This window comes from Variovorax xiamenensis (genome assembly GCF_050916385.1).
In the GTDB taxonomy this organism is placed as follows: Bacteria; Pseudomonadota; Gammaproteobacteria; order Burkholderiales; family Burkholderiaceae_C; genus Variovorax.
On sequence record NZ_CP139038.1, the window covers coordinates 6,859,301 to 6,883,844 of the forward strand.

The window sequence follows — 24,544 nt, forward strand, 5'->3', positions numbered from 1 at the left end:
GTTACACCGGTAAGGCTGGTGAAGCACCTGAGCCGCGACGAGGCGCGGAACAGGAACGTGAACAACAAAAACAATCTCCCGCTCGCGCCGAATGGCGGGTGCGGGTAGAAGAAATCAACGCGAATACAGTTCGACGATCAGCGATTCGTTGATGTCGGCTGCGAATTCGTCGCGATCGGGCACCTTCTTGAACGTGCCTTCGGCCTTGTCGGCATTCACGTCGACCCATGCCGGAATACCGACTTGCTGGGCGAGTTGCAGCGCTTCGACAACGCGGGTCTGCTTCTTCGACTTGTCGCGCACGGCGATCACGTCGCCGGTCTTGACCAGGTACGACGGGATGTTGACCGACTGACCGTTCACCGTGATCGCCTTGTGCGACACGAGCTGGCGCGCTTCGGCGCGGGTCGAGCCGAAGCCCATGCGGTAGACGACGTTGTCCAGGCGCGATTCGAGAATGAACAGCAGGTTGGCGCCGGTGTTGCCACGACGGCGGTCGGCTTCTTCGAAGTAGCGGCGGAATTGCTTCTCGAGCACACCGTACATACGCTTGACCTTCTGCTTCTCGCGCAGCTGCAGGCCGTAGTCGGAGGTGCGCTGACCCGAGGTGCGACCATGCTGGCCGGGCTTGGAGTCGAACTTGGCCTTGTCCTGGATCGAGCGGCGAGCGCTCTTCAGGAACAGGTCGGTGCCTTCACGGCGGGAAAGTTTGGCCTTGGGGCCGAGGTAACGTGCCACGATTTTTCCTTTGTGTCATCTGCCGCAGTTGCCTGCGGGAGCCATCGGCGAAACGCTGATGGCGGTGGGCTTAGTAAAAAAACAAATGCGCAGCCGCTCTTGAAAGCCGGCTGCGCCTTGCTGACCGACGATCAGATGCGGCGACGCTTCTGGGGGCGGCAGCCGTTGTGCGGAACGGGCGTCACGTCGGCAATGGAATTGATCCGGATGCCGAGCGCAGCCAGTGCGCGCACCGACGATTCGCGACCGGGGCCGGGGCCCTTGATCTCGACGTCGAGGTTCTTGATGCCTTGCTCGACAGCAGCACGGCCGGCAACTTCCGAAGCGACCTGCGCAGCGAACGGGGTCGACTTGCGCGAGCCCTTGAAGCCCTGGCCACCCGACGAAGCCCACGACAGGGCATTGCCCTGGCGATCGGTGATCGTGATGATGGTGTTGTTGAACGAAGCGTGCACGTGAGCGATACCGTCCGCGACGTTCTTGCGAACCTTCTTGCGAACGCGCTGTGCGGCGTTGTTTGCAGGTGCTTTAGCCATGCTGTTCTATCCTTATTTCTTCAGGGACTGCGCAGCCTTGCGCGGACCCTTGCGGGTGCGGGCGTTGGTGCGCGTGCGCTGGCCGCGCATCGGCAGGCCGCGACGGTGACGGAAGCCGCGGTAGCAGCCGATGTCCATCAGGCGCTTGATGTTCATCGTCGTCTCGCGACGCAGGTCGCCTTCGATCGTGAACAGGGCGATCTGGTCGCGGATCTTCTCGAGATCGGCGTCGGTCAGATCCTTGATCTTCTTCGAATACTCGATGCCGCTCGCTTCGCAGATCTGACGGGCGCGGGTGCGACCGATGCCGAAGATGGCGGTCAGGCCGATTTCAGCGTGCTTGTGCGGCGGGATGTTGATGCCAGCAATACGTGCCATGTGCGTCCTCTAATACTCTTCAATCAACCCTGGCGCTGCTTGTGGCGCGGGTCGGTGCAGATCACGCGCACCACACCCTTGCGGCGGATGACCTTGCAATTACGGCAGATGGTTTTGACCGAAGCCGAAACTCTCATTTCACTCTCCTAAAACTGTTTAACGTGGCGGTCTACCGCCCGGACTCAATACTGAAACACAGCCCTACGATGTCTTGAAGTTCGCCTTCTTCAGCAGCGATTCGTACTGCTGGGACATCATGTAGTTTTGCACCTGGGCCATGAAGTCCATCGTGACGACCACGATGATCAGCAGGGAGGTACCACCGAAGTAGAACGGCACGTTGTACTTCAGGATCAGGAACTCCGGCAGCAGGCAGACGAAGGTGATGTACACCGCGCCAGCCAGCGTCAGTCGAACCAGAATCTTGTCGATGTAGCGAGCGGTCTGGTCACCTGGGCGGATACCCGGAATGAATGCGCCACTCTTCTTCAGGTTGTCCGCCGTTTCCTTGCTGTTGAACACGAGCGCCGTGTAGAAGAAGCAGAAGAAAACGATGGCAGCGGCATACAGCAGCACGTAGATCGGCTCGCCCGGGCGCAGTGCGCTGGCAACGTCCTTGATCCAGCGGAAGCCGCCATCGCCGGTGCTGAACCAGCCGACCACCGTTGCCGGCAGCAGGATGATCGACGAAGCGAAGATCGGCGGAATCACGCCAGCCATGTTCAGCTTCAGCGGCAGGTGCGACGACTGACCGCCATACACCTTGTTGCCGACCTGGCGCCGCGCATAGTTCACGAGGATCTTGCGCTGGCCGCGTTCGACGAACACCACGAAGTAGGTGACCAGCACCACCACGGCGACGATGAAGAGCGCGACGATCACGTTCATGGCGCCGGTACGCACCAACTCCAGCAGGCCGCCGATGGCGTTGGGCAGACCGGCCGCGATACCCGCGAAGATCAGGATCGAGATGCCGTTGCCGAGGCCACGTTCGGTGATCTGCTCGCCGAGCCACATCAGGAACATCGAACCTGCCGTCAAGCTCACCATGGCGGTCAGGCGGAAGCCGAAACCGGGCGAAATCACCAGGCCAGCCGACGACTCGAGAGCCACCGCGATGCTGAACGACTGGAACAGGGCCAGACCCAGCGCGCCATAACGCGTGTACTGCGTGATCTTGCGGCGTCCGGCCTCACCTTCCTTCTTCAATTGCTCGAAGGTCGGAAGCACGTAGGTCATCAGCTGCATGATGATCGACGCCGAGATGTACGGCATGATCCCCAACGCGAACACGGTGAAGCGCGACAGCGCACCGCCCGAGAACATGTTGAACAGGCTCAGAATGCCGCCCTGCTGGCCCTGGAACAGCGCAGCCAGCTGGTCCGGGTTGATACCCGGCACAGGAATGTGCGCGCCAATCCGATAGACCACGAGCGCGAGCAGCAAGAAGACCAGCCGGCGACGGAGGTCGCCGAACTTGCCTGTCTTTGCGATCGTTGCCGCGTTAGTTGCCACGAAGAACTTCTTTCAGTCCGATGATGATCAGGCGATGCTACCGCCAGCCGCTTCGATCGCAGCCTTGGCGCCAGCCGTTGCGCCCACGCCCGTCAGCTTGACGGCTTTGGTGAGCTCACCGGTCTTCACGACCTTGACGACCTTGGCGAGCTGGCCCACGAGGCCGGCTTGCTTCAGCGCCAGGATGTCCACTTCGGCCAGGCCGAGCTGCTCGAGAGCGGTCAGCGTGACTTCGGCGTTGAACTTCAGCAGGTGCGACTTGAAGCCACGCTTCGGCAGACGACGCTGCAGCGGCATTTGACCGCCTTCGAAGCCGACCTTGTGGAAACCGCCTGCACGCGACTTCTGGCCCTTGTGGCCACGACCCGAGGTCTTGCCCAGGCCGGAACCGATACCGCGGCCGACACGGCGCTTGGCGTGCTTGGCGCCATCCGCCGGCTTGATGCCATTGAGTTCCATATCAGTCTCTCTTACAGGACTTTGACCAGATAACTGATCTTGTTGATCATGCCGCGCACAGCGGGCGTGTCTTGCAGCTCGCTCACGCTGTTGAGCTTGCGCAGGCCGAGGCCACGCACGGTCGCGCGATGCGATTCCTTGGTGCCGATCGGGCTCTTGACCAGCTGCACCTTGAGGGTTTGTTGTTGCGTCATTTGAATGCTTCCTTGAGGCTTGCGACGGCCTGCGCTCAGGCGAAGATTTCTTCGACGGTCAGGCCGCGCTTGGCAGCCACTTCGCTGGCGGTCGTCGAGTTCTTCAACCCGTCGAGCGTGGCGCGAACCATGTTGTAGGGGTTCGACGAACCATGGCTCTTGGCCACGATGTCGGTGATACCCATCACTTCGAACACGGCGCGCATCGGGCCGCCGGCGATGATGCCGGTACCCTTGGGGGCCGGGTACATCACGACCGTCGAAGCGCCATGATGGCCTTGCACCTGGTGGTGCAGCGTGCCGTTCTTGATCGAAACCTTCAGCAGGTTGCGACGCGCTTCTTCCATTGCCTTCTGCACTGCAGCGGGCACTTCCTTCGACTTGCCCTTGCCCATGCCGACGCGGCCATCGCCGTCACCGACCACGGTGAGTGCTGCGAAACCGAGGATACGACCACCCTTCACCACCTTGGTGACGCGGTTGATCGCGATCATCTTCTCGCGCAAACCGTCCTCAGGGCCTTCGTTCTGAGCTCTTGCCTGAATCTTTGCCATTTTGAATCTCGTGTCCGATTAGAACTGCAGGCCGGCTTCGCGGGCGGCTTCGGCCAGCGCCTTGACGCGGCCGTGGTATGCGAAACCTGCGCGGTCGAAAGCGACCTTCTCGATGCCGGCTGCCTTCGCCTTTTCAGCGATGCGCTTGCCGACTGCGGTGGCTGCGGCGGCATTGCCGCCCTTGCCCGAACCGCCGAGCGAGGTACGCACTTCGGCTTCTGCCGTCGATGCGGTTGCAATCACCTTGGCGCCGTCGCCGGAGATGACGGTGGCGTAGATGTGCAGGTTGGTGCGATTCACCGTCAGACGGGCCACGCCCTGCGTCGCGATGCGGATGCGGGTTTGGCGCGAGCGGCGGAGACGCTGTGCTTTTTTGGTCAACATCATTTTGCTGCCCCTTACTTCTTCTTGGTCTCTTTGATCACGATCTTCTCGTCCGCATAGCGGATGCCCTTGCCCTTGTAGGGCTCTGGCGGACGAACAGCGCGGATCTCAGCAGCGATTTGACCAACGCGCTGACGGTCAGCACCCTTGATCACGATTTCAGTCGGGGTCGCGGTAGCCACCGTGATGCCTTGCGGCATGTCGATGTTGACCGGGTGCGAATAGCCGACTTGGAGGTTCAGCTTCGTGCCCTGGGCTGCGGCCTTGTAGCCGACGCCGATCAGGCTGAGCTTCTTCTCGAAGCCCTTGGTCACACCGACCACCATGTTGTTCACGAGCTGGCGAACCGTGCCGCTCATCGCGTTGGCTTCACGCGAATCGTTGGCGGGCTCGAAGCTCAGCTTGCCGTCCTTGCTGACGACGTTGACCAGCACGTTGCGTGCAAGGGCGAGCGTACCGCCCGTGCCCTTGACGCTGATCTGGTCTTCCTTGATCGACACATCCACGCCTGCGGGGATGGTGATCGGCATTTTTCCTACTCGGGACATTTCAGTTACTCCTCGATGTCTCGGTTAGGCGACGTAGCACAGAACTTCACCGCCGACACCGGAGGCGCGAGCCTTGCGGTCGGTCATCACACCCTTGGGGGTCGTGACGATCGCAACGCCGAGGCCGTTCTGGACTTGCGGAATGGAAGCGCTGGCCTTGTAGACACGCAGGCCAGGGCGGCTCACTCGCTCGATGCGCTCGATGACCGGACGGCCAGCGTAGTACTTCAGCGAGATTTCCAGTTCGCTCTTGCCGGCTTCGGTCTTGACCTGGAAACCGTCGATATAGCCCTCGTCCTTCAGGACTTGTGCGATCGCGATCTTCACCTTGGAAGACGGGACCGACACGGTGGGCTTCGCCACCATCTGCGCGTTGCGGATACGCGTCAGCAGGTCGGCAATGGGATCACTCATGCTCATGTTGTTTGCTCCTGCCTGGCTTACCAGCTGGCCTTGGTGACACCGGGGATGTCGCCGTTGAAAGCCAGTTCGCGGATCTTGGCGCGGGCCAGACCGAATTGACGGAAGGTGCCACGGGGGCGACCGGTGATTTCGCAACGGTTGCGCTGACGCGTGGGGTTCGCGTTGCGCGGCAGCTTCTGCAGCGCCAGGCGTGCAGCAGCGCGCTCTTCTTCGGTCTTCTTCAGGTCGTTGGAGGCAGCCTTCAGTTCGGCGTGCTTCGCTGCGAACTTGGCAACCAGCTTGTCGCGCTTGAGTTCGCGCTGGATCAAAGATGCTTTAGCCACAGGTCACCTCAGTTCTTGAACGGGAAACGGAAGCCAGCGAGAAGCGCCTTGGCTTCTTCGTCGGTCTTGGCCGTCGTCGTGATGCTGATATTGAGACCGCGCAGGGCATCGACCTTGTCGTATTCGATCTCGGGGAAAATGATCTGTTCCTTGACGCCGATGTTGTAGTTGCCACGGCCATCGAAAGCACGGCCGGAGATACCACGGAAGTCGCGAACGCGCGGCAGCGCGATGGTCACGAAGCGATCCAGGAATTCGTACATGTGCACGCCACGCAGCGTGACCATGCAGCCGATCGGCTGGTTTTCGCGGATCTTGAAACCAGCGATAGCCTTCTTGGACTTGGTGACCACGGGCTTCTGGCCAGCGATCTTGGTCAGGTCGGCGACTGCGTTGTCGAGAACCTTCTTGTCGGCGACTGCTTCACCCACACCCATGTTGAGCGTGATCTTGGTGAGGCGCGGAACCTGCATCGGCGACGTGTAGCCGAACTTTTCCGTCAGGTCTTTCGCGATCTTTTCGCGATAGTGTTGTTGGAGACGTGCCATGTGAGTACCTCTTAGGCGAACTTGATTTCTTCGCCGCTCGACTTGAACACGCGAACAGCCACGCGCTTGCCGTCAGCATCCTGGGTGACCTTGACGCCCACGCGATCGGCCTTGCCGGTCGCGGCGTTGAAGATCGCCACGTTGGACTGGTGAATCGGCATGGCCTTCTCGACGATGCCACCGGTCGTACCCTTCAGGGGGTTCGGCTTGGTGTGCTTCTTGACGAGGTTGATGCCTTCGATGACCACGTGCGAGTCATCCTTGCGCAGCGAGACGGTGCCCCGCTTGCCCTTGTCGCGGCCGGCCAACACGATGACCTGGTCGCCCTTGCGAATCTTGTTCATGGCGTTGTGTCCTTAGAGAACTTCGGGTGCCAGCGACACGATCTTCATGAACTTCTCGGTGCGCAGTTCGCGCGTGACCGGTCCGAAGATGCGGGTGCCGATGGGCTCCAGCTTGGCGTTGAGCAACACTGCTGCGTTGCCGTCGAATTTCACGAGCGAGCCGTCGGCGCGACGGATGCCCTTGGCGGTGCGGACCACCACTGCGCTGTAGATCTCGCCCTTCTTGACGCGACCACGCGGAGCGGCTTCCTTGATGCTGACCTTGATGACGTCGCCCACGCTGGCGTAACGCCGCTTGGAGCCACCGAGCACCTTGATACACAGGACGGATTTCGCGCCCGTGTTGTCGGCCACTTCGAGCCGGGATTCAGTTTGGATCATTTCTTGATATTCCCAACTTGTACCGATGTGCATCCAGGAGGGAGGCAAATCAGTCAGTCTTGGGCCCGTCGTCCATACCCCGAACCACTCGGGGCACTTCCGCTTTGGGCTGAAAGCTCCGCCTTTTGAAAGCGAAGCCCGCGATTGTTGCACGCAAGAAGCCGGAAGTCAACAACCCTGCTTGCCGGCGGGCAGTGCCACTAGACTCCGGGGCGTGCGTACGCCCGAAAAGTCCGAAAAAACCATTCTTTCGACCTCATTGCTGCAGCGTCGTCGCCGCCTGCTGCTGGCTGGCGGAGCCGGCCTGGCGGGGCTGGCGCTGGCCGGCTGCAAGGGCGGCGCGACGCCGAATCCGGACCCGGGCCGGCTGCGCCTGATTGCCGAGGCCCGATGGACGCACCGTCGCCATATAGAAGGAACCACGGCCGGCGGCCTCTCGGGCATCGACTACGACCCGATCCGAGGTGAGTACCTGCTCATCAGCGATGATCGATCAGACTTGGGCCCCGTCCGCTACTACACCGCCCGCTGGCCTTCCCCGCAAGCTGCGGCGCCCGAGCCGACAGGCGTGGTGCAGCTGCAACGCCCCGGCGGGGGGGCTTGGCCCAACCGGCGCAACGCGGTCGACGGACTCCCGGTCCCCGACCCCGAAGCGCTGCGGCTGCGCCCCGCCACCAACACCCTGCTTTGGACCAGCGAAGGCGACGTCGCCCGCGGCTTCGGCCCGGCGCTGTACGAATCGGCCCGCGACGGCCGCTTCCTGCGCGAATTCCGGATGCCGGCGATGTTCCAGCCCGATCCGGCCCAGCGCCGCGGCCCACGCGACAACCTGACTTTCGAGGGCGTCAGCCTCACGCCGGACGGCCGCTTCGCCTGGCTGGCGATGGAAAACGCCCTGATCCAGGACGGCCCCGAGCCAACCACCAGCGCCCCCGGCGGCCCCTGCCGCTTCACCCGGATCGACCTCGAGACCGGCCAGGCCGACCGCCAGATCGCCTACACCCCCGACGCCATCCCGCTGCGCCCGCTCGTTCCCGGCAGCTACGCCGACAACGGCGTGAGCGAGATCCTGATGCTCGACGCCGACCGCATGCTGGTTCTGGAGCGCGCCTACGCCACCGGCCGCGGCAATTCGCTGCGCCTGTATGAAATAGACACCCGCGCGGCCAGCGACGTGCTCGCCGTCGACGCGCTGGCGCCCGGCAACCACCGGCCGGCGGCCAAGACGCTGGTGGCCGACTTCGCCGCGCTGGGCCTGTCCCGGCTCGACAACACCGAAGGCATGTGCTGGGGCCCGCCCCTGCCCGGCGGCAAGCGCATGCTGGTGGTCGTGAGCGACGACAATTTCAATCCGCTTCAAATCACCCAGTTCGCCGCCTTCGAATACGCCGACCGACCATGACCATCGCCGTGACCTTCCTGCCCCGCACCGGCCCCGCGCCGCTGCCCCCCGTCGCCTTCATCGGGGGCGGCAACATGGCCAGCGCCATCATCGGCGGCCTGATCCAGCAAGGTACCCCGGCGGATGCCTTCGAGGTGGTCGAGCCCTTCGAGGAGGCGCGCGCGAAGCTGGCCCAGTCCTTCGGCGTCGTCGCGAAGGCCGAGGCGAGCGAGGCGCTGGCGCGCTGCGGCGTGGTGGTCTGGGCGGTCAAGCCCCAGACGTTCGCCGAAGCCGCCCGGCCGGTGCGCCCCTTTGCGGAAGACGCCCTGCACCTGAGCGTCGCAGCCGGCATTCCATCCGACAGCATCGCCCGCTGGCTCGGCACCGAGCGCGTGGTGCGCGCCATGCCCAACACGCCTGCGCTGGTAGGCAAGGGCATGACCGGCCTGTTCGCCCGGCCCGGCGTCGACAGCTCCGATCGCTCGATGGTCGGGCAGCTGCTGGCGCCCACCGGCGAGCTGCTCTGGGTCGACGCCGAACCGGCGCTCGACGCCGTGACCGCCATGTCGGGCTCGGGCCCGGCCTATGTGTTCTATTTCATCGAGGCGATGACCGAGGTCGGCGTCGAGATGGGCCTCACGCCCGAACAAGCGCTGCGGCTGTCCGTCGGCACCTTCACCGGCGCCTCGGCGCTGGCGCACAGCGCGACCGAGCCGCCCTCGGTGCTGCGCGAGCGCGTGACCTCCAAGGGCGGCACGACCTACGCGGCCATCACCTCGCTGCAGGCGGCCGACGTGAAGTCCCAGTTCAAGACGGCGATCCGCGCCGCACAGAAACGCGCCGCGGAGCTGGGCGAGGAATTCGGCCGAGGCTGATTTCAGGCCTCGGGCAACGCACCCGGCCCGAGCAGGAAGAGCCATTCGGCAGCCAGCGTGACGGTGCCGTCCTCCAGCTCCAGCCAGACTTCTTCCTTCAGCAGATAGCTGTCGCCCGGCCTGGCCGTCACGTCCGCGATGCGTATGCGCGCCCGGAAGCGCGCGCCCACCGGCATCGGCCGCACGAAGCGCAGGCGGTCGAAGCCGTAGTTGAGCGCATGGTTCGAGTCGAAGGGCAACAGCGTGCGCATGGCCTCCCCGGTCAGCCGGATCAGGTGCGACACCTGGAAGAAGCCCTGCACGATGGTGCCGCCGTAATCGGCCTCGCGCGCCGCGCGCTCGGGGTCGAGGTGGATCCACTCCCCTTCGCCGTCGCCCGACAGCTCGGAGTAGCGCTCGACCATCTCCTGCGTGATGCGATGCCAGCCGGAGTGGCCCTCCTGCCCGACCTTCTGCCTTAGCCGCTCCAGCACACCGGACATGGTGATGCTCAGCGCAGCGCGTAGCCGGCCACGACGCCCGCGAACACGGTGAAACCCAGCCAGTGGTTCAGGCGAAAGGCCTTGAAGCAGCCTTCGCGCGTGCGATCGTGGATCAGGCGCCAGTGCCACAGCGCCTGCGCCGCGGCCACAGCTATGCCGACGTAGAACAGCACGCCCAGCGAACGGCTCGCGCCGGCCCAGGTCCAGACCGCGAGGAAGAGCGCATAGCTCGTCATCACCGCCGCCACGTCGAGGCGGCCGAAGGTGATGGCCGATGTCTTCATGCCGATCTTGAGGTCGTCGTCGCGGTCGACCATCGCGTACTCGGTGTCGTAGGCCAGCACCCAGAACAGGTTGCCCGCCAGCAGCGCCGCGGCGAAGAGCGGCACGGTGGACTGCACCGCCGCGAAGGCCATCGGAATGCCGAAGCTGAAGGCGATGCCCAGCACCGCCTGCGGCACCGAGACGAAACGCTTGGCGAAGGGGTAGATCAGCGTGATGGCCAATGCCGCGAACGACCACAGCACCGTCGTGCGGTTGGTCGTGAGCACCAGCCCGAAGGACACCAGCGCCAGCACCACACCCAGCCCCAGCGCCTCCTTGACAGACAGCTCGCCGCTGGTCACGGGCCGCTGCGCCGTGCGCTTCACGTGGCGATCGAAGTCGCGGTCGGCCACGTCGTTGACGCAACAGCCCGCACTGCGCATGAGGAAGGTGCCGAGCGTGAACACGACCAGCAGGTGCCAGCCCGGCCAGCCACCCGCCGCGAACCACAGCGCGCCCAGCGTGGGCCACAGCAGCAGCAGCCAGCCCGCCGGGCGGTTCCAGCGGATCAGGTCGAGATACAACGCAAAACGCCCGCGGCGAACCGCGGGCGCAGTGATGGGAGGAGCGGAATCAGTCTTCAAGGAGGGAACGCAGCATCCAGGCCGTCTGATCGTGCACCGTGCAGCGCGCGGTCAGCATGTCGGCCGTCGGGTCGTCGCCGGCTTCTTCGGCGACAGGAATGAATTCGCGCGCGATGCGCGACACGGTCTCGTGGCCCTTCACTAGGATGCGCACCATCTCCATCGCCTTGGGCGGGTTCTGCGGCACGTCGGGCACGGTGGCGATCTTGCTGAACTCGGCGTACGAGCCCGGTGCGTAGTGGCCCAGTGCGCGGATGCGCTCGGCGAGCACGTCGGTGGCGCCCCACAGTTCGGTGTACTGGCCCATGAACATGGCGTGCAGCGAGTTGAAGTGCGGGCCCGTCACGTTCCAATGGAAGTTGTGCGTGGTGAGGTACAGCGTGTAGGTGTCGGCCAGCACGCGGCTCAGGCCTTCGGCGATGGCGGCGCGGTCCTGGCGCTCGATGCCGATGTTGATGATGGGCGCGTTGCGGCTGCCCGACTCCTGCGCGACCTGCTTGCCGCCCTTCTTGGGCACCTTGCCGGCGGAAGCGGCGGACGACGATTTCTTCGAGTCTTTGGCCATGGCGCGAGATCCTTTTCTTCGATCGAGTTTTGGGAGGTGTTGAGCTGGATTCTGGAAGCCGGCGCGCGGCTTCGCAACAGCGCCACTCTATCTCAGCGATCAACGATTCAAAACAGCACCCGCGTAGGCCAAGTTCGCGAATTGCGAGCTACGAAAGGCGCTTCACGCCCGGCAGCTCGCAGGCATAGATCGCGTTGCGCAGCGCGGCGATGGCCTCATAGCGCGTGAAGGTGCGACGCCATGCGAGCACCACGCGGCGCGTGGGCGGATCGCGGTCCTGCGCGTCGCGCACCGGCAGGTAGCGCACCATCTGCTCGGGCTCCTTGCGGCCCTTGACCTTGGGCTTGATCGCATCGGCCGGCACCGACAGGCGCGGCACCAGCGTCACGCCCATGCCCGAGGCCACCATGTGCTTGATGGTCTCCAGCGACGAGCCCTCGAAGCTCTTGCGGATGCCCTCGGCGTTGCTCGAGAAGCGCGCGAACTCCGGGCACACCTCCAGCACGTGGTCGCGGAAGCAATGGCCGGTGCCCAGCAGCAGCATGGTCTCGCTCTGCAGTTCCTCGGACGTGATCGACTCGCGGTCGGCGAACTTGTGCTTGTTGGGCAGCGCCGCCATGAAGGGCTCGTCGTACAGCGGCGCCATCGCGAGGCCGGTGTCGGGGAAGGGCTCGGCCATGATGGCGCAATCGATCTCGCCGGCGCGCAGCATTTCGAGCAGCTTGGCGGTGAAGTTCTCCTGCAGCACCAGCGGCATCTGCGGCGTGCGCACGATCACCTGGCGCACGAGGTCGGGCAGCAGGTACGGGCCGATGGTGTAGATCACGCCCAGGTTCAGCGGGCCGGCCAGCGGGTCCTTGCCGCGCTTGGCGATTTCCTTGATGCTGGCCGCCTGGTCGAGCACGCTCTGGGCCTGCTGCACGATCTGCTCGCCCAGCGGCGTGACGGTCACTTCGCCGGCGCTGCGCTCGAAGAGCTTGACTTCGAGCTCGTCCTCGAGCTTCTTGATGGCGACGGAGAGGGTCGGCTGCGAAACGTAGCAGGCCTCGGCCGCCTTGCCGAAGTGCCGTTCGCGGGCCACTGCGACGATGTATTTGAGTTCGGTGAGAGTCATAGCTTGCGTCAATTATGCGCAAGGGTGTGTCACGAGGATGGCTTGGGGTCTTGAAGGGCGGGCCGCCCCGCCCCGTTCAAGGCCCGGCGGCTTGCGCGGCAGGCATCCGTCGCGGGCCGGATCGCAGGCGCCGGCCCCGCGCGATGCCCGGCTTCTCGACCAGCCGGTAGCTCACGACCGAGGCCGCCACGAGCACCAGCGCGCAGGCTGTGCCCACCAGCCAGTACCGCATCGCCCCGGCCATCGCGAACTCCCGCACCGGCTGCACGGCAAACGCCAGGGTCAGCACCAGCCCCTGCAGCAGGTAGATGCTGTAGCTCACCGTGCTCATGCGCCGGGCCGCCCGCATGGCCAGCAGGCCGAAAAGCGTGCTGCCCGTGCACACAAGATGAAAGAACACCCACAGCAGCAGGACCTGCACCGGACCGACCATGTGCCCGAACCCGAGGAACACGCCCGCGAGGCAGGCCAGCGCCAGCAAAGAAGCCGCCCATTCCGGCAGCCGCGGCCCTTCGCGCCGGACCAGCCACGCCGACAGCATGCCCATGAGGAACGACGCCAGCACCCAGGCCAGCGCGCCGATCACCAGCGCGACCGTCGGACGCGAAGGCGAGGCGCCCGGCGACAGCGCCGCGAAGCACAGCAGCGGCAGGCACAGCAGCAACATGACGCCGACGACGAAGCGCGGCGTGCGAGCGCCGCGAGCCAGTGGCGCCATCGGCCGCAGCGCCCCGTAGAACAGCCACTCCACGAAGACCGTCCACGTCACGCCCGCGAGGATCAGCGTCGTGCCTGCATAGCCGTTGATGTCCGGCTGCAGCGGCCAGATGCCGAGGGCCAGCCACTGCAGCATCGCGCCCAGCACCGACCACGCCGGCTCCCTGAGCTCGAAGCCGGTGCGCCACGCGACGACGAGGAACATCAGCCCCACCGCCAGCAGGTAGGTCGGCCCGATGCGCCAGAGCCGGCCGACGTACAGGCCCTTCCAATCGGGCCGCCCCTTCGCGTCGAGCAGCTTCCCCCAGAACAGGAAGCCGGTGATCATGAAGAAGACGCCCACGCCCGCCTGCCCCAGCAGCGTGTGGAATCCCGAGGGCGGAAAAGTCCATTCGCCGCGCTCGATGTAGCCGTGGGTCACCATCAGGTGGTGCACGAACACGCTCAGCGCGAGAAAGCCGCGCAGCCCGTCGAGCGTTGCCGTGCGGTGGTCGCGCGGATTGCCCGGCTCGTCGGCCGCGCGGAACACCGGCAGTGCCATCGCGCCAAGCACCACCAGCACGAGCATGAAGTACGGCCAGGCGGAGAAAACGCTCATCGCCGGCGCGGCCTGCCTTGCTGCCGCGGTCTTTCCTGCGTTCCTTCCGCCGGCCCGGCGCGCTCCTTCCGCTCGCCGGGGGCGATGCTCACCTCACCGGCCGCGGGCGCACGGAACCGCGACGCGTACGCCCAGGCGGCGCCGCGCCGGTGCAGCGCGAACACCCTCATGCGCCAGCGGCATCGAGATCCTTGGCCGCCAGCGACCGCGGGCGCATGTCGGTCCAGTTCGCCTCGATATAGGCGCTGCAGGCCGCCCTGTCGGTGGAGGGCAGCGCCACCTTCCAGCCGGCGGGCACGTCGATGAACGCCGGCCACAGCGAGTGCTGGCCTTCGTCGTTCACCAGCACCAGGAAGGTGCCGTTCTTGTCGTCAAACGGGTTGCTCATCGTCGATTTCCTTGCAGGGGTTCGTCTTCAGTCTTCAATCAGGCCATTTCCACCGATTCGGGTGCGGCGGCCTCGCGCAGCGCTTCGAGAGCCGCCGCGACCTCGGTGAGCGCGTGGTGGCGCGCGAAGTCGTCGCGCAGCACGCCCGCGCGCTGGCGGTAGCCGGGGTCGTTCAGCAGCCTGCGCACCGCGTCGCCGATCTGGCGCGCCGAGGGTTGCCCATTGCCCAAGTTGATGCCGGCGCCCGACCAGGCGACGCGCGCGGCGATCTCTGGCTTTTCCTCGGTGGCACCGGCCACCACCAGCGGCACGCCGAGGCTCAGCGCATGGTTGACCGAGCCGTACCCGCCGTTGGTCACCATCGCGTGCACCTTCGGCAGCAGCCGGTCGTAGGGCAGGAAGGGCAGCACGCGCGCGTTCGCGGGCACGGCCATGTTCAGCGCCTCGGGCTGCGGACCGCCGGTGGTGGCGATGACCTGGATGTCGCTCGCGCCGGCCAGCCCCTGCAGCGTCGGCCCGATCAACTGGGCCGGGTTCTGGTTGGCCAGCGTGCCCTGCGTGACCAGCACGACGGAGCGCCCGTCGTCGAGCTCGTGCCACCAGTCGGGCTCCGCGAAGTCGCGGCTGGCCGGCGCGAGCAGCGGGCCGACGAAGCGCACCGAGGCCGGCAGGTCGCTGCGCGGGTACTCGAAGGACTCGGAGGTGAGCTGCAGGTACAGGTCCGGCAGCTTCACCATCGCGTCGATGAAGAACTCCGGCAGCGGCGGCAGGCCCGCGCAGGTCAGCAGCGCGTCGAAGTAGCGCTGCACCTCGCCGAACATCGCCTGCCTGAGGTTGGTGTTCATCGCGCGGTTGCGCACGCGCCCTTCCGGCGTGGACGACGGCGCCAGCGCCGTACCGAAGAAGGCCGTGTCGCAGCTCGACAGCGGCAGCGCCGAGATGCCGATGGCCACCACGGCCGGGCGCTGCGCGCGCGGGCCCAGCAGCAGCGGGAAGGTGCCGCAGAACATGGTGTCGACCACGATCGCGTCGGCCGCGAAGTCGCGCAGGATCGCCTCCAGCCCCGCGCGCTGCGCAGCCATGGCGTCGGCGAAGAAGTGCTTCAGCCCGAAGCACAGCTGCGCATGCGCCGAGGGCAGGCGCTGGCGCTGCGGAAAGCGCTGGTCGAGCTCGCGGTGGTCGAAGTCGATCGATGCGTCGAAGGCGGTGAAGCTTGCGCCGGTGGCCTCCGCCTGCGCACGGAAGCGGCTCGCGGTGTGCACCCGCACCTCGTGCCCGAGGCCCACCAGATGCTGGGCGATGGCCAGCATCGGCAGCACGTGTCCCGGCAACGCGGTTGCCGCGATGAGATAGCGCGCCATCTCAGGCCACCTGCGATGCGCCGGCTTCGACCGCCGGGCGGCGCGCCTTGGTGTCGATGCCGAGATCGACGAAGTAGCGCTGCAGCAGGTCTCGGTCCACCGGGCGGATCGCGGCGCCGATGGCTTGGAGCTGCGCGTGCGTGGCCTCGCCGCTCACCTTCGGCGGCGTGGCCGAGGTGTCGTAGCGGTCGAGGATCGCCAGCACCGCCGCCAGGTCGCGGTCCTGCCCCACGGCGAGCCGCGCATGCGCGCGCTGCAGCCAGGGCTCGAGCCCCACCGGCTCGAGCCGCATGCCGAGCCGCTCGAACACGGCCGGGATGTCGCGCACCCGCAGCGCCTCCTGGCTGGTCAGGTGGAACACCTGGCCCCACGACGACTGCAGCGCCGCCAGGCCGAGGATGGCGCGCGCCACGTCGTCCACCGGCGTGAGGTTCAGCGGCAGGTCCATGTCGGGAATGGCTTCCAGGTCGGCATAGAGATGCGCCACGCGCCAGATCAGGTCGTCGGCATTGCAGATCGCGTGCGTGTGGTCGCCGGTGACCGCGCCCAGCCGGTAGATCGCCACCGGCATGCCGCGCGCCTGCGCCTCGCGCGCCAGCGCGTCGCCGACCCACTTGCTCTGGCTGTAGCCGTCGACCAGCCCGCTCCAGGAAGCCAGCGCCGACTGCTCGGTGACGGTGCCGTCCTTGCCGTTGTTCTGGTCGATCACCGCCAGCGTCGAGACGTAGTGCATGCTCTTCGGCCGACCCTGCGCGGTCCATTCGAGCAGCGTGACCACGCTGTCGACGTTGGCCGGCTTCAGGCTGGCGTAGGGATGCAAAAAGTCCACCTGCGCCGCGCAGTGGTAGATGGCGTCGCAGCCCTCGCGCACCAGCTCCGCCGCGCCGTCGTCGAGGCCCAGGCGCGGCTTGCCGAGGTCGCCGGTCACGACCTTGATGCGCGCGTCGTCCCAGATGGCGCCCAGCTGGCGCTGCGCCAGCGTGAGCTGCAGGCGGCGCCGGCCGGCATCCTCGTCGGCGGCGCGCACATGGCAGACCACGCAGGCCGTCGTGTCGCGCAGCAGCGCGGCCAGCAGGTGGCTGCCGACGAAGCCGCTGGCGCCGGTCAGGAACACGCGCTTCGCGGCCAGCGGCGGCGCGACGTCCTGCCTGCGGATGTGCGCGGGAAGGTCGAGCTCGCGCGACAGGTCCAGCGCCCGGGCGCCCGCCGTGTTGTCGTCCAGCCATGAGGCCAGCGCCTCGATGGTCGGGCGGTTGTAGACCTCGGCGTGCGGGAAGTCCGCGCGCACCTGCTGGCGGATGCGCATGCCGAGCTGGATCGCCATCAGCGAATGCCCGCCGAGCTCGAAGAAGTTGTCGTGGATGCCCACGCGCTCCAGGTGCAGCGTCTCGGCCCACAGCGCGGCGAGCTGCCTTTCGGTGGCGGTGCGCGGCTCGGCGTAGGCCTCCGCGGCCTGCGGCCCGGGCGCCGGCAGCGTCCTGCGGTCGAGCTTGCCGCTTTGCGTGAGCGGCAGGAACGGCAGGTGCACGAAGGCCGAAGGCACCATGTAGTCGGGCAGCGACTGCGCCATGTGGGCGCGCAGCTCCGTCGGCTGCGGATCGGACGACGCCACCACGTAGGCCACGAGGCGCTTCTCGCCGGGCACGTCCTCGCGCGCGATCACGGCCGCCTGCGTCACCTGCGGATGCCGCAGCAGCACCGACTCGATCTCGCCGGGCTCGATGCGGTAGCCGCGGATCTTCACCTGCTGGTCGGCGCGGCCCAGGAAGTCGAGGCTGCCGTCGTTGCGCCAGCGCACCAGGTCGCCGCTGCGGTACATGCGGCTGCCCGGCTCGCCATGCGGATCGGCGACGAAGCGCTCGGCGCTCAGCAGCGCCCGGCCGAGATAGCCGCGCGCGACACCGCTGCCGGCGATGTAGAGCTCGCCCGCCACGCCCGGCGGCACCGGCTGCAGCGCGTCGTCGAGCACGTACACGCGCGTGTTCCACACCGGCGTGCCGATGGCGGGCGGCTCCTCGCCATTCATCGGCGCGCTCGTGCTCGCGCAGATGGTGATCTCGGTCGGGCCGTAGGCGTTGATCATGCGGCGGCCCCTGGACCAGCGCGATGCCAGCTCGGCGGAGCAGGCGTCGCCGCCCACCACCACCGTCTGCAGGTACGGGTACTCGCCTTCAGGCAGCGTCGCGAGCGCGGCCGGCGGGATCAGCGCGTGGCTCACGGCCAGCCGGTCGATCAGCGCGCCCAGCTCCGCCCCCAGCACCTGCTGCGCCGAAGGCACCACCAGCGCGGCGCCGGCGTGGAAGGCCATCAGCAGGTCCATCACCGAGGCGTCGAAGCCGCTGGAAGAGAACTGCAGCACGCGCGAGTCGTGGTCGATGGCGAAGCGCTGCGCCATCGAGGCGCCCAGGCTGCCCAGGCCCTGGTGCGGCACCACCACGCCCTTGGGCACGCCGGTGGAGCCCGAGGTGTAGATGACGTAGGCAGCGTCGCGCGGATCGACCGCACGCGGCTGCGCCACGAGCCCGTCGGACTGGATCGCCAGTGCGGCGACGCTCTCGTCGCTGTCGAGCGCCAGGCAGTGCGGAATGCCCGCCAGCTCCGGCAGCAGCGATGCGTGCGTCAGCACCGCGGCGGGCGCCGCTTCCTCGAACACGAAGGCGCTGCGCCCGGCCATGTGGTTCGGATCGATGGGCAGGTAGGCCGCGCCGGCCTTCACGATGGCCAGGTGCGCCACCACGAGGTCCAGCGAGCGTGGCAGCACGGTGGCCACGATGTGGCCCGCGCCGACGCCCCGCCCGCGCAGCAGGTGCGCGAGCCTGTTGGCGCACACGTCGAGCGCTGCATAGCTGACGACCGATGCGTCGTCGAGCACCACCGCCGCCGCATGCGGGCGCGCGGCGGCGTGCGACTCCACCATGGCCGCGAGCGACTGCGGCGCGATGTCGCCGCGCGTGCCGGTGCTGCGGCCGCTCCAGTCGTGCAGCAGACGGCGGCGCTCCTCGTCGCCCAGGATGTCGAGGCTGCCCAGCGCCGCATCGGGCGTGTCGCAGGCCTGCTCCAGCAGCCGCACCAGCCGCTGGCCGATGGCCTCGACGGTGCCGCGGTCGAAGAGGTCGGTGCTGTACTGGATGCCGCCGGCGATGCCGCCCGGCAGGCCGTCGGCGCCGCGCTGCTCGTCGAGGATGAAGGACAGGTCGAACTTGGCCGTGTCCACCTCCACCGGCTGCGGCGTGATCGACAGGCCCGGCAGCCCGAAGGAAAGCCGGTTGTTGCCGCTCTGGAAGCCCAGCATGACCTGGAACAGCGGCAGGTTCGCGCCGCCGCGCTGCGGCCGCAGCAGCTCCACGATGCGGTCGTACGGGAACTCCTGGTTCGCATAGGCCGCGAGGTTGGTGGCGCGCACCCGCGAAACCAGCTCGCGCAGGCTGGGTTGCCCCGCCACGTCGGTGCGCAGCACCAGCGCGTTGACGAAGCAGCCGATGAGCTCGTCCAGCGCGTGGTCGGTGCGGCCCGCCACCGGCGTTCCGATGACGATGTCGTCGCCCGCGCCCAGCCGGTTGAGCAGCCCTGCCAGCGCCGCCTGCAGCACCATGAAGACGCTGGCCTGGCCGTCGCGCGCCAGCTGCAGCATGCGCTCGTGCACCTGTGGAGGGATCTGCAGCGGCACCACGTCTCCGCGGTAGCTGGGCACGTTCGGATGCGGCCGGTCGACCGGCAGGCTCAGGCGCTCGGGCAGGTCGCGCAAGGTCTCGCGCCAGAACTCGCGCTGGCGGCCGGCCATGCTCTCGGGGTCGTCCTCGCTGCCCAGCAGCTCCTGCTGCCACAGCGCGTAGTCGGCGTACTGCAGCGGCAGCGGCGCCCAGCCCGGTGCCTGGCCTTCGCTGCGCGCGGCATACGCGACGCTCAGGTCGCGCGCCAGCGGCAGCAGCGAAGCGCCGTCGCCCACGATGTGGTGCGTGAGCAGCAGCAGCACGTGCTCGTCGGCGGCCAGCCTGAAGAGGTGCGGCCGCAGCGGCGCCGTGGTGCCGAGGTCGAAGCCGCCGCGGGCCGCGGCGTGCAGTTGCGCGGCGATCTCTTCCTCGCTGCTGTCGGCCTCGATCAGCAGCGCGCGGGCCTGTTCGCCTTCCAGGATGTGCTGGTACGGCAGCCCGTCCTCGCTCGGATAGATGGTGCGCAGGCTCTCGTGGCGCTGCATCAGGTCGTCGAGCGCCGACTGCAGCGCAGCGCGGTCGAGCACGCCCGACAGGCGCAGCGCCAGCGGCATGTTGTAGGCGGGGTTCGCGTTCTCCAGCTGGTTCATCAACCACAGGCGGCGCTGCGCGAACGAAAGCGGAATGCGCGCCGGCCTCGGCATCGGCACGAGGCTCGGCCCCGCCTGCGAGGCCTGGTCCAGCAGCTCGGCGAGGCCGGCGATGGTGGAGACCTGGAACAGCGTGTCCAGTGGCAGGTCGATCATGAACTGCTGGCGGATCATCGAGATCAGCTGCACGATCATCAGCGAGTGCCCGCCGAGCTCGAAGAAGTTGTCCTCGATGCCCACGCGCGGCAGGTGCAGCGTCTCGGCCCAGAGGCCGGCGAGGATCTTCTCGGTGTGCGTGCGCGGCGCCACGTAGGGCGTGGCGGCCTGCATCTCCGGCGCGGGCAGCGCCCTGCGGTCGAGCTTGCCGCTGGGGCCCAGCGGCAGTGCCGGCACGCCGACGAAGGCCGAGGGCACCATGTACTCGGGCAGCGACTGCGCAAGGAATGTGCGCAGGTCGGCCGGCTGCGGATCGACCCCATCGGTGGCATCGACTGTCGTCACGACGTAGGCCACCAGGCGCTTCTCGCCCGGCACGTCTTCGCGCGCGATCACCGCCGCCTGCGCGACCTGCGGGTGCTGCAGCAGCGCCAACTCGATCTCGCCAGGCTCGATGCGCAGGCCGCGAATCTTCACCTGCTGGTCTGCGCGGCCGAGAAAGTCGAGGCTGCCGTCCTCGCGCCAGCGCGCGAGGTCGCCGCTTCGGTACATGCGGCTGCCGGGCTCGCCATAGGGATTGGCCACGAAGCGCTCGGCGCTCAGCAGCGGACGTTCGAGATAGCCGCGCGCGAGGCCGATGCCCGCGATGTACAGCTCGCCGGTGGTGCCGGGCGGCACGGGCTGCAGGCCGCTGTCGAGCACGTGCATCTGCGTGTTCCAGATCGGCTGGCCGATGGGAACGCTGCTCCCCGAAGACCTCCCGTCTCCAGCCTCGCGCGGGCACTCCCACGAGGTGACGTCGACGGCAGCCTCGGTCGGCCCGTAGAGGTTGTGCAGTTCGCACGACAGCTGCTGCTGGAACTGCGACACCAGCGCGGGCGACAGGGCCTCGCCGCTGCAGATCACGCGCCGCAGCGAGGCGCACTCGCGTGCGGTGGGCTCCAGCAGGAACACTTCCAGCATCGACGGCACGAAGTGCGCCGTGGTGATGCCCTCGGAGGCGATCAGGCCCGCGAGGTAGGCCGCGTCCCTGTGTCCGCCGGGCTTCGCGAGCACCAGCGTGGCGCCGTCGATCAGCGGCCAGAAGAACTCCCACACCGACACGTCGAAGCTCGAGGGCGTCTTCTGCAGCACGCGGTCGTCGGCCCCGATGCGGTAGCGGTCCTGCATCCACTGCAGGCGATTGACGATGGCGCGGTGCGACACCACCGCGCCCTTGGGCTTGCCGGTGGAGCCGGAGGTGTAGATCACATAGGCCGGGTGCGCGGGGTCGACGGCCGCCGCGGGTGCGGTGTCTTCGCTATTCGCCAGGTCAGCAAACGTTTGCGCTACATCGAGCAGCAGTTTCGGGGCATCTGCCGGCAGCGACTCCGCAAGCGCCGCGGTGGTGACAAGGCACACGGGCCGCGCGTCGGCGAGCATGAAGGCGATGCGGTCCTGCGGAAAGTCCGGGTCCACCGGCAGGTAGGCGGCGCCGGTCTTCAGCGTGGCGAGCAGCGCCACCATCAGGTCGAAGGAACGCGGAATCGCCAGCGCCACCGTGCGCTCCGGGCCCGCGCCGCGCGCGCGCAGCAGATGCGCGAGGCGGTTGGCGCGGCGGTCCAGCTCGTCGTTGCGCATCGCCTCGCCATCGAAGCGCAGCGCGATGCCTTGCGGATTGGTCGCGAGCTGCGCCTCGATGAGCGCGACGAGGTTCGTGTCGGGCACGGCATGGGTCGTGTCGTTCCACGTCACCAGCAGCCGTTCGCGCTCGGCGGCATCGAGCAGGTCGACGTGGCCGATGCTTTGTTCGGGCTGGCGGATCACCGCCGTCATGAAGGCCAGCAGCCGGCGCTGGTGGTCGGCCAGCGACTGCGCGGTGTGCACCGCGGGGTTGGCATCGAAGTCGATCTGCAGGTCCTGCCCGTTGCCGCGCTCGTACAGGAAGATGCCCAGGTCCTCGGCCGTGCCGTTGGACAGGTTGCGCGGCCTCGCGGGATGGCCGGCGAAGCGGAAGTCGTAGTCGAAGGGCTCGACGTTGACCACCGTGGTGAAGAGCTGCCGGTTGTTCACCAGCATGTTGAGGTCGCTGCGCAGGTGCTCGTAGCGGTACGACTGGTGCCGCAGCACCTGCCGCATCTGCCGCCCCACCTCGGCGATCAGCTCGGCCACAGGCAGGTCGGCGCGCATCGCCAGGCGCAGCGGCAGCGCGTTCGCCACCATCGCGGGCACGCGGCGCATGCGGTCGTTGTGGCGCGCGGTGACGGGGATGCCGATCACCATGTCCTCGACGCCGGTGGCGCGGTACAGGTAGGCCGCGGTGGTCGCGATCAGGATCTGCGGCAGCGTGGCGCCGAGCTGCTGCGCGATGTCGGCCAGGGCGCGCACGCTCCCGGCCGGCAGGTGCGCGGTCTGGCGCAGCAGGCCGCCGACGTTGACCGAGCGGTGCGAGGCCAGGCTCAGCGGATCGGGGGCGTCGGCGAAGCGTTCGATCCAGTACTGGCGATCGCGCGGGAAGCGGCCCGACTCGCGGTAGGCCTTGTCTTCCTCCGCCAGCTGCGAGATGGGCGCGAGGCGCGAAGCCTCGGGCACTTCGGTGCCGGCGATGCAGGCGCTGTAGACGTCGGCGAAGCGGCGCGCGATGAGCCCGCCGCCGAAGCCGTCGAGCACGATGTGATGGCTGCGGTGGTACCAGACGTGGTGGTCGTCCGCGAGGCGGATCAGTGCGGACATCCACAGCTGGTCGCGCGCGAGGTCGTCGCCGCGGCTGAAGTCGGCCTGCATCCACGCCTGCGCGGCGGCCGCCGGGTCTGCCTCGCCGCTGAAGTCCAGGAAGGGCATCTCGCGCGTGAAGGCGGGCGCAACCACCTGTCGCGGGCCCTGCGCGGTGTCGACGAAGCTCAGGCGCGTGGCCTCGGCCTCTTCCGTGACCTGGCGCATCGCCGCCATGAAGACGTCGGGATCGATCCAGCCCTCGATCTCGATGGCTTCGGCGAGGTTGAAGTTGGTGTCGGGCGAGGCGAACTTCGCGCCGAGCCACATCGCCATCTGGCCTGAAGTGAGGACCGATGCGGCGCCCAGGGGATCGACCGTGCTCATGAACTTCTCCACGTCTTGAATTGAATCGGCTGCGACCGTCTCCCTCAGGAAACAATTGCAAACTCCGAATCAATGTACAAGCTGTTTCAACAATTTCAACGACAGGTTCTCGGGTGAAAACATTTCACGTGAAGCGTTGAGAGAGAAAGATTTCATCGGGAAGTGGTCACCCGATTCGCGGCCGAAAAATCCGATGGCTTTCGTGGTAACCGCAAGCACAAGCGCGGGAAATGGAATGTTGCAACGCAACAACTTCATCTCCTGGGCGTAGGGTTTTCCCGCCGCCGGGGGGCCTCAGCGCTTCTCGAAATACGGAATGAAGATGCCGTTGGCGGCGGTACCGACCTGCTTGACCCAGTTCAGCGAAAAGTTCTCGCCGAGGCGCTGCAGGTCGCGCCCGAGCAGGAAGGGAACCGGCTCGACCTTCATGCCGTTGCGGCGCAATTCGTCCGCGGAGCGGGCCGCGGCTTCCGCGCTGCGGGCCCATCCGCGCGTCTCGGCGACCGCGCAGGCGGCGGCCAGCGAATTGCGCGAGGACGGGGCGAGTTCGTCCCAGGCCTTGGCGTTGACGAACACGAGGTTCTTCGGAAACCACGCGTTGATCTCGTAGAAGTAGCGCATCGACTGCCACACGCGGCTCTCCACGCCGGTCACGGCGGAGGTCATCATGCAGTCGATGCGGCCTTCGGCCAGCGCCTTGTCGAGCCCGGTGGCCGGAACGTCGACGGGCACCGCGCCCATCAGCGTCGCGATGCGCACGGTGGTGTCGTTGTAGGCACGCATGCGCATGCCGCGCAGGTCGCCCGCGCCGCCGAGCGGCCGGTTCGAGTAAAGGCCCTGCGGCGGCCATGCCACCGCATAGAGCACGCGCATGCCCCGCTGCGCGAAGGCCTGCTCGATCAGCGGGCGCTGGATGCCCCACAGCAGTTGCGCATCGGCATAGCTGCGCGTGATGAAGGGAACGGAATCGGCGCCCGCCAGCGGCACGTCGGCGGCGAGGCTGCTCATGATGGCTTCGCCGGCCTCGACCTTGCCCTCCTGCACCGCCGCGCGGATGGCATTCAGCGCGAAGAGCGTGTTGCCCGGATGAACCTCGATGCGAAGCTGCCCGCCGGTCGCGGCCTCCACGTCCTTCGCCATCGCCAGCAGGTTGGCGGTGTGGAAGTTCTCCGCCGGATAGCCGGTGGCCAGCCGCCACACGACGGCCTGCGCCGACCACGCGGCCGGCGGCAGGACGCCGGCCCCGCACGCCAGCCATGCGAAGCCGCGCCGCGTGATGCTGCCGCCGTTCATGTC

Annotated in this window: 26 protein-coding genes; 2 read left to right on the forward strand and 24 right to left on the reverse strand. The window is 67.3% G+C overall.

The genetic code is table 11. From position 1 onward, the window contains the following. Positions 1-114: 114 nt before the first annotated feature. The 15 genes from rpsD to rplN form a co-directional block, all read right to left on the reverse strand. Positions 115-738 (reverse strand): 30S ribosomal protein S4, encoded by a 624-nt coding sequence (gene rpsD, locus SFB74_RS31585; protein ID WP_093196104.1) that lies wholly within the window; start codon positions 736-738, stop codon positions 115-117. Positions 739-869: 131 nt separating this feature from the next. Continuing rightward, entirely contained in the window at positions 870-1,274 is a 405-nt protein-coding gene (gene rpsK / locus SFB74_RS31590) for a 30S ribosomal protein S11 (protein ID WP_009124825.1), read from the reverse strand. Positions 1,275-1,286: 12 nt separating this feature from the next. After that, entirely contained in the window at positions 1,287-1,652 is a 366-nt protein-coding gene (gene rpsM, locus SFB74_RS31595) for a 30S ribosomal protein S13 (RefSeq protein ID WP_013544105.1), read from the reverse strand. Between the two features lie 23 nt (positions 1,653-1,675). After that, on the reverse strand, positions 1,676-1,789 hold the full coding sequence (gene rpmJ / locus SFB74_RS31600; RefSeq protein ID WP_013544106.1) for a 50S ribosomal protein L36: 114 nt from the start codon (positions 1,787-1,789) through the stop codon (positions 1,676-1,678). A 64-nt stretch (positions 1,790-1,853) separates the two neighbouring features. Further along, positions 1,854-3,167 carry a preprotein translocase subunit SecY gene (secY, locus tag SFB74_RS31605; RefSeq protein WP_432728307.1) on the reverse strand — a complete coding sequence of 438 codons (1,314 nt, stop codon included), beginning with the start codon at positions 3,165-3,167 and terminating at the stop codon, positions 1,854-1,856. Between the two features lie 27 nt (positions 3,168-3,194). Continuing rightward, positions 3,195-3,626: a 50S ribosomal protein L15 gene (gene rplO, locus SFB74_RS31610; RefSeq protein ID WP_019653975.1), complete on the reverse strand. Its 432-nt coding sequence runs from the start codon at positions 3,624-3,626 to the stop codon at positions 3,195-3,197. An 11-nt stretch (positions 3,627-3,637) separates the two neighbouring features. Next, the gene (gene rpmD / locus SFB74_RS31615) at positions 3,638-3,820 is read right to left on the reverse strand and encodes a 50S ribosomal protein L30 (RefSeq protein ID WP_019653974.1); all 183 of its coding nucleotides are present in this window, start codon (positions 3,818-3,820) and stop codon (positions 3,638-3,640) included. A 35-nt stretch (positions 3,821-3,855) separates the two neighbouring features. Next, entirely contained in the window at positions 3,856-4,374 is a 519-nt protein-coding gene (gene rpsE, locus SFB74_RS31620; RefSeq protein ID WP_125950502.1) for a 30S ribosomal protein S5, read from the reverse strand. An 18-nt stretch (positions 4,375-4,392) separates the two neighbouring features. After that, positions 4,393-4,758, reverse strand: a complete 366-nt coding sequence (gene rplR, locus SFB74_RS31625; RefSeq protein ID WP_026346312.1) for a 50S ribosomal protein L18 — start codon at positions 4,756-4,758, stop codon at positions 4,393-4,395. 14 nt (positions 4,759-4,772) lie between these two features. Further along, positions 4,773-5,306: a 50S ribosomal protein L6 gene (rplF, locus tag SFB74_RS31630; protein WP_093196102.1), complete on the reverse strand. Its 534-nt coding sequence runs from the start codon at positions 5,304-5,306 to the stop codon at positions 4,773-4,775. Positions 5,307-5,330: 24 nt separating this feature from the next. Beyond that, the gene (rpsH, locus tag SFB74_RS31635) at positions 5,331-5,726 is read right to left on the reverse strand and encodes a 30S ribosomal protein S8 (RefSeq protein WP_081267428.1); all 396 of its coding nucleotides are present in this window, start codon (positions 5,724-5,726) and stop codon (positions 5,331-5,333) included. A gap of 20 nt (positions 5,727-5,746) precedes the next feature. Next, complete coding sequence (rpsN, locus tag SFB74_RS31640; protein WP_019653969.1) at positions 5,747-6,052, reverse strand: 30S ribosomal protein S14; 306 nt, start codon at positions 6,050-6,052, stop codon at positions 5,747-5,749. A gap of 8 nt (positions 6,053-6,060) precedes the next feature. Then, positions 6,061-6,600, reverse strand: a complete 540-nt coding sequence (gene rplE, locus SFB74_RS31645) for a 50S ribosomal protein L5 (protein ID WP_093196100.1) — start codon at positions 6,598-6,600, stop codon at positions 6,061-6,063. 11 nt (positions 6,601-6,611) lie between these two features. Next, entirely contained in the window at positions 6,612-6,944 is a 333-nt protein-coding gene (gene rplX, locus SFB74_RS31650) for a 50S ribosomal protein L24 (RefSeq protein WP_093196099.1), read from the reverse strand. 12 nt (positions 6,945-6,956) lie between these two features. Then, positions 6,957-7,325 carry a 50S ribosomal protein L14 gene (rplN, locus tag SFB74_RS31655; RefSeq protein ID WP_009124801.1) on the reverse strand — a complete coding sequence of 123 codons (369 nt, stop codon included), beginning with the start codon at positions 7,323-7,325 and terminating at the stop codon, positions 6,957-6,959. A 214-nt stretch (positions 7,326-7,539) separates the two neighbouring features. On the opposite strand from rplN, the gene SFB74_RS31660 reads away from it, so the two are divergent. Further along, positions 7,540-8,727 carry an esterase-like activity of phytase family protein gene (locus SFB74_RS31660; RefSeq protein WP_432728308.1) on the forward strand — a complete coding sequence of 396 codons (1,188 nt, stop codon included), beginning with the start codon at positions 7,540-7,542 and terminating at the stop codon, positions 8,725-8,727. Further along, entirely contained in the window at positions 8,724-9,581 is an 858-nt protein-coding gene (gene proC / locus SFB74_RS31665) for a pyrroline-5-carboxylate reductase (protein ID WP_432728310.1), read from the forward strand. Before SFB74_RS31660 ends, proC begins: the two co-directional genes overlap by 4 nt. A gap of 2 nt (positions 9,582-9,583) precedes the next feature. On the opposite strand, the gene SFB74_RS31670 is transcribed toward proC, so the two are convergent. From SFB74_RS31670 to SFB74_RS31710, 9 genes are all read right to left on the reverse strand, one after another. Continuing rightward, entirely contained in the window at positions 9,584-10,063 is a 480-nt protein-coding gene (locus SFB74_RS31670; protein ID WP_432728312.1) for a MaoC/PaaZ C-terminal domain-containing protein, read from the reverse strand. 8 nt (positions 10,064-10,071) lie between these two features. Further along, on the reverse strand, positions 10,072-10,971 hold the full coding sequence (gene ubiA, locus SFB74_RS31675) for a 4-hydroxybenzoate octaprenyltransferase (RefSeq protein ID WP_432728313.1): 900 nt from the start codon (positions 10,969-10,971) through the stop codon (positions 10,072-10,074). Next, positions 10,961-11,536, reverse strand: a complete 576-nt coding sequence (locus SFB74_RS31680) for a Dps family protein (protein WP_432728314.1) — start codon at positions 11,534-11,536, stop codon at positions 10,961-10,963. Before SFB74_RS31680 ends, ubiA begins: the two co-directional genes overlap by 11 nt. Before the next feature lie 148 nt (positions 11,537-11,684). Next, a complete protein-coding gene (locus tag SFB74_RS31685) occupies positions 11,685-12,650 on the reverse strand; it encodes a LysR substrate-binding domain-containing protein (RefSeq protein WP_432728315.1) in 966 nt (321 codons plus the stop codon). 76 nt (positions 12,651-12,726) lie between these two features. Then, positions 12,727-13,965, reverse strand: a complete 1,239-nt coding sequence (locus tag SFB74_RS31690) for an acyltransferase family protein (RefSeq protein WP_432728317.1) — start codon at positions 13,963-13,965, stop codon at positions 12,727-12,729. 166 nt (positions 13,966-14,131) lie between these two features. After that, positions 14,132-14,353 carry an MbtH family protein gene (locus SFB74_RS31695; protein ID WP_432728319.1) on the reverse strand — a complete coding sequence of 74 codons (222 nt, stop codon included), beginning with the start codon at positions 14,351-14,353 and terminating at the stop codon, positions 14,132-14,134. Positions 14,354-14,391: 38 nt separating this feature from the next. Further along, positions 14,392-15,714, reverse strand: coding sequence for a glycosyltransferase (locus SFB74_RS31700; RefSeq protein ID WP_432728321.1), 1,323 nt, complete (start codon positions 15,712-15,714; stop codon positions 14,392-14,394). A gap of 1 nt (position 15,715) precedes the next feature. Next, positions 15,716-23,248, reverse strand: coding sequence for an amino acid adenylation domain-containing protein (locus tag SFB74_RS31705; RefSeq protein ID WP_432728322.1), 7,533 nt, complete (start codon positions 23,246-23,248; stop codon positions 15,716-15,718). A 294-nt stretch (positions 23,249-23,542) separates the two neighbouring features. After that, positions 23,543-24,541: a TRAP transporter substrate-binding protein gene (locus SFB74_RS31710; protein WP_432728324.1), complete on the reverse strand. Its 999-nt coding sequence runs from the start codon at positions 24,539-24,541 to the stop codon at positions 23,543-23,545. Between the last annotated feature and the right edge of the window lie 3 nt (positions 24,542-24,544).

Bases quoted from the DNA above. Each gene is read 5' to 3' on its own strand.
- rplN (WP_009124801.1), bottom strand. From the start codon at position 7,325: ATGATCCAAACTGAATCCCGGCTCGAAGTGGCCGACAACACGGGCGCG.
- SFB74_RS31705 (WP_432728322.1), bottom strand. From the start codon at position 23,248: ATGAGCACGGTCGATCCCCTGGGCGCCGCATCGGTCCTCACTTCAGGC.
- SFB74_RS31695 (WP_432728319.1), bottom strand. From the start codon at position 14,353: ATGAGCAACCCGTTTGACGACAAGAACGGCACCTTCCTGGTGCTGGTG.
- SFB74_RS31710 (WP_432728324.1), bottom strand. From the start codon at position 24,541: ATGAACGGCGGCAGCATCACGCGGCGCGGCTTCGCATGGCTGGCGTGC.
- SFB74_RS31685 (WP_432728315.1), bottom strand. From the start codon at position 12,650: ATGACTCTCACCGAACTCAAATACATCGTCGCAGTGGCCCGCGAACGG.
- rpmJ (WP_013544106.1), bottom strand. From the start codon at position 1,789: ATGAGAGTTTCGGCTTCGGTCAAAACCATCTGCCGTAATTGCAAGGTC.
- SFB74_RS31670 (WP_432728312.1), bottom strand. From the start codon at position 10,063: ATGTCCGGTGTGCTGGAGCGGCTAAGGCAGAAGGTCGGGCAGGAGGGC.
- SFB74_RS31690 (WP_432728317.1), bottom strand. From the start codon at position 13,965: ATGAGCGTTTTCTCCGCCTGGCCGTACTTCATGCTCGTGCTGGTGGTG.
- rpmD (WP_019653974.1), bottom strand. From the start codon at position 3,820: ATGACGCAACAACAAACCCTCAAGGTGCAGCTGGTCAAGAGCCCGATC.
- proC (WP_432728310.1), top strand. From the start codon at position 8,724: ATGACCATCGCCGTGACCTTCCTGCCCCGCACCGGCCCCGCGCCGCTG.
- rplR (WP_026346312.1), bottom strand. From the start codon at position 4,758: ATGTTGACCAAAAAAGCACAGCGTCTCCGCCGCTCGCGCCAAACCCGC.
- SFB74_RS31680 (WP_432728314.1), bottom strand. From the start codon at position 11,536: ATGGCCAAAGACTCGAAGAAATCGTCGTCCGCCGCTTCCGCCGGCAAG.
- rplF (WP_093196102.1), bottom strand. From the start codon at position 5,306: ATGTCCCGAGTAGGAAAAATGCCGATCACCATCCCCGCAGGCGTGGAT.
- rpsM (WP_013544105.1), bottom strand. From the start codon at position 1,652: ATGGCACGTATTGCTGGCATCAACATCCCGCCGCACAAGCACGCTGAA.
- rplX (WP_093196099.1), bottom strand. From the start codon at position 6,944: ATGAACAAGATTCGCAAGGGCGACCAGGTCATCGTGTTGGCCGGCCGC.
- rpsH (WP_081267428.1), bottom strand. From the start codon at position 5,726: ATGAGCATGAGTGATCCCATTGCCGACCTGCTGACGCGTATCCGCAAC.
- rplO (WP_019653975.1), bottom strand. From the start codon at position 3,626: ATGGAACTCAATGGCATCAAGCCGGCGGATGGCGCCAAGCACGCCAAG.
- rpsE (WP_125950502.1), bottom strand. From the start codon at position 4,374: ATGGCAAAGATTCAGGCAAGAGCTCAGAACGAAGGCCCTGAGGACGGT.
- rpsK (WP_009124825.1), bottom strand. From the start codon at position 1,274: ATGGCTAAAGCACCTGCAAACAACGCCGCACAGCGCGTTCGCAAGAAG.
- SFB74_RS31700 (WP_432728321.1), bottom strand. From the start codon at position 15,714: ATGGCGCGCTATCTCATCGCGGCAACCGCGTTGCCGGGACACGTGCTG.
- rplE (WP_093196100.1), bottom strand. From the start codon at position 6,600: ATGGCACGTCTCCAACAACACTATCGCGAAAAGATCGCGAAAGACCTG.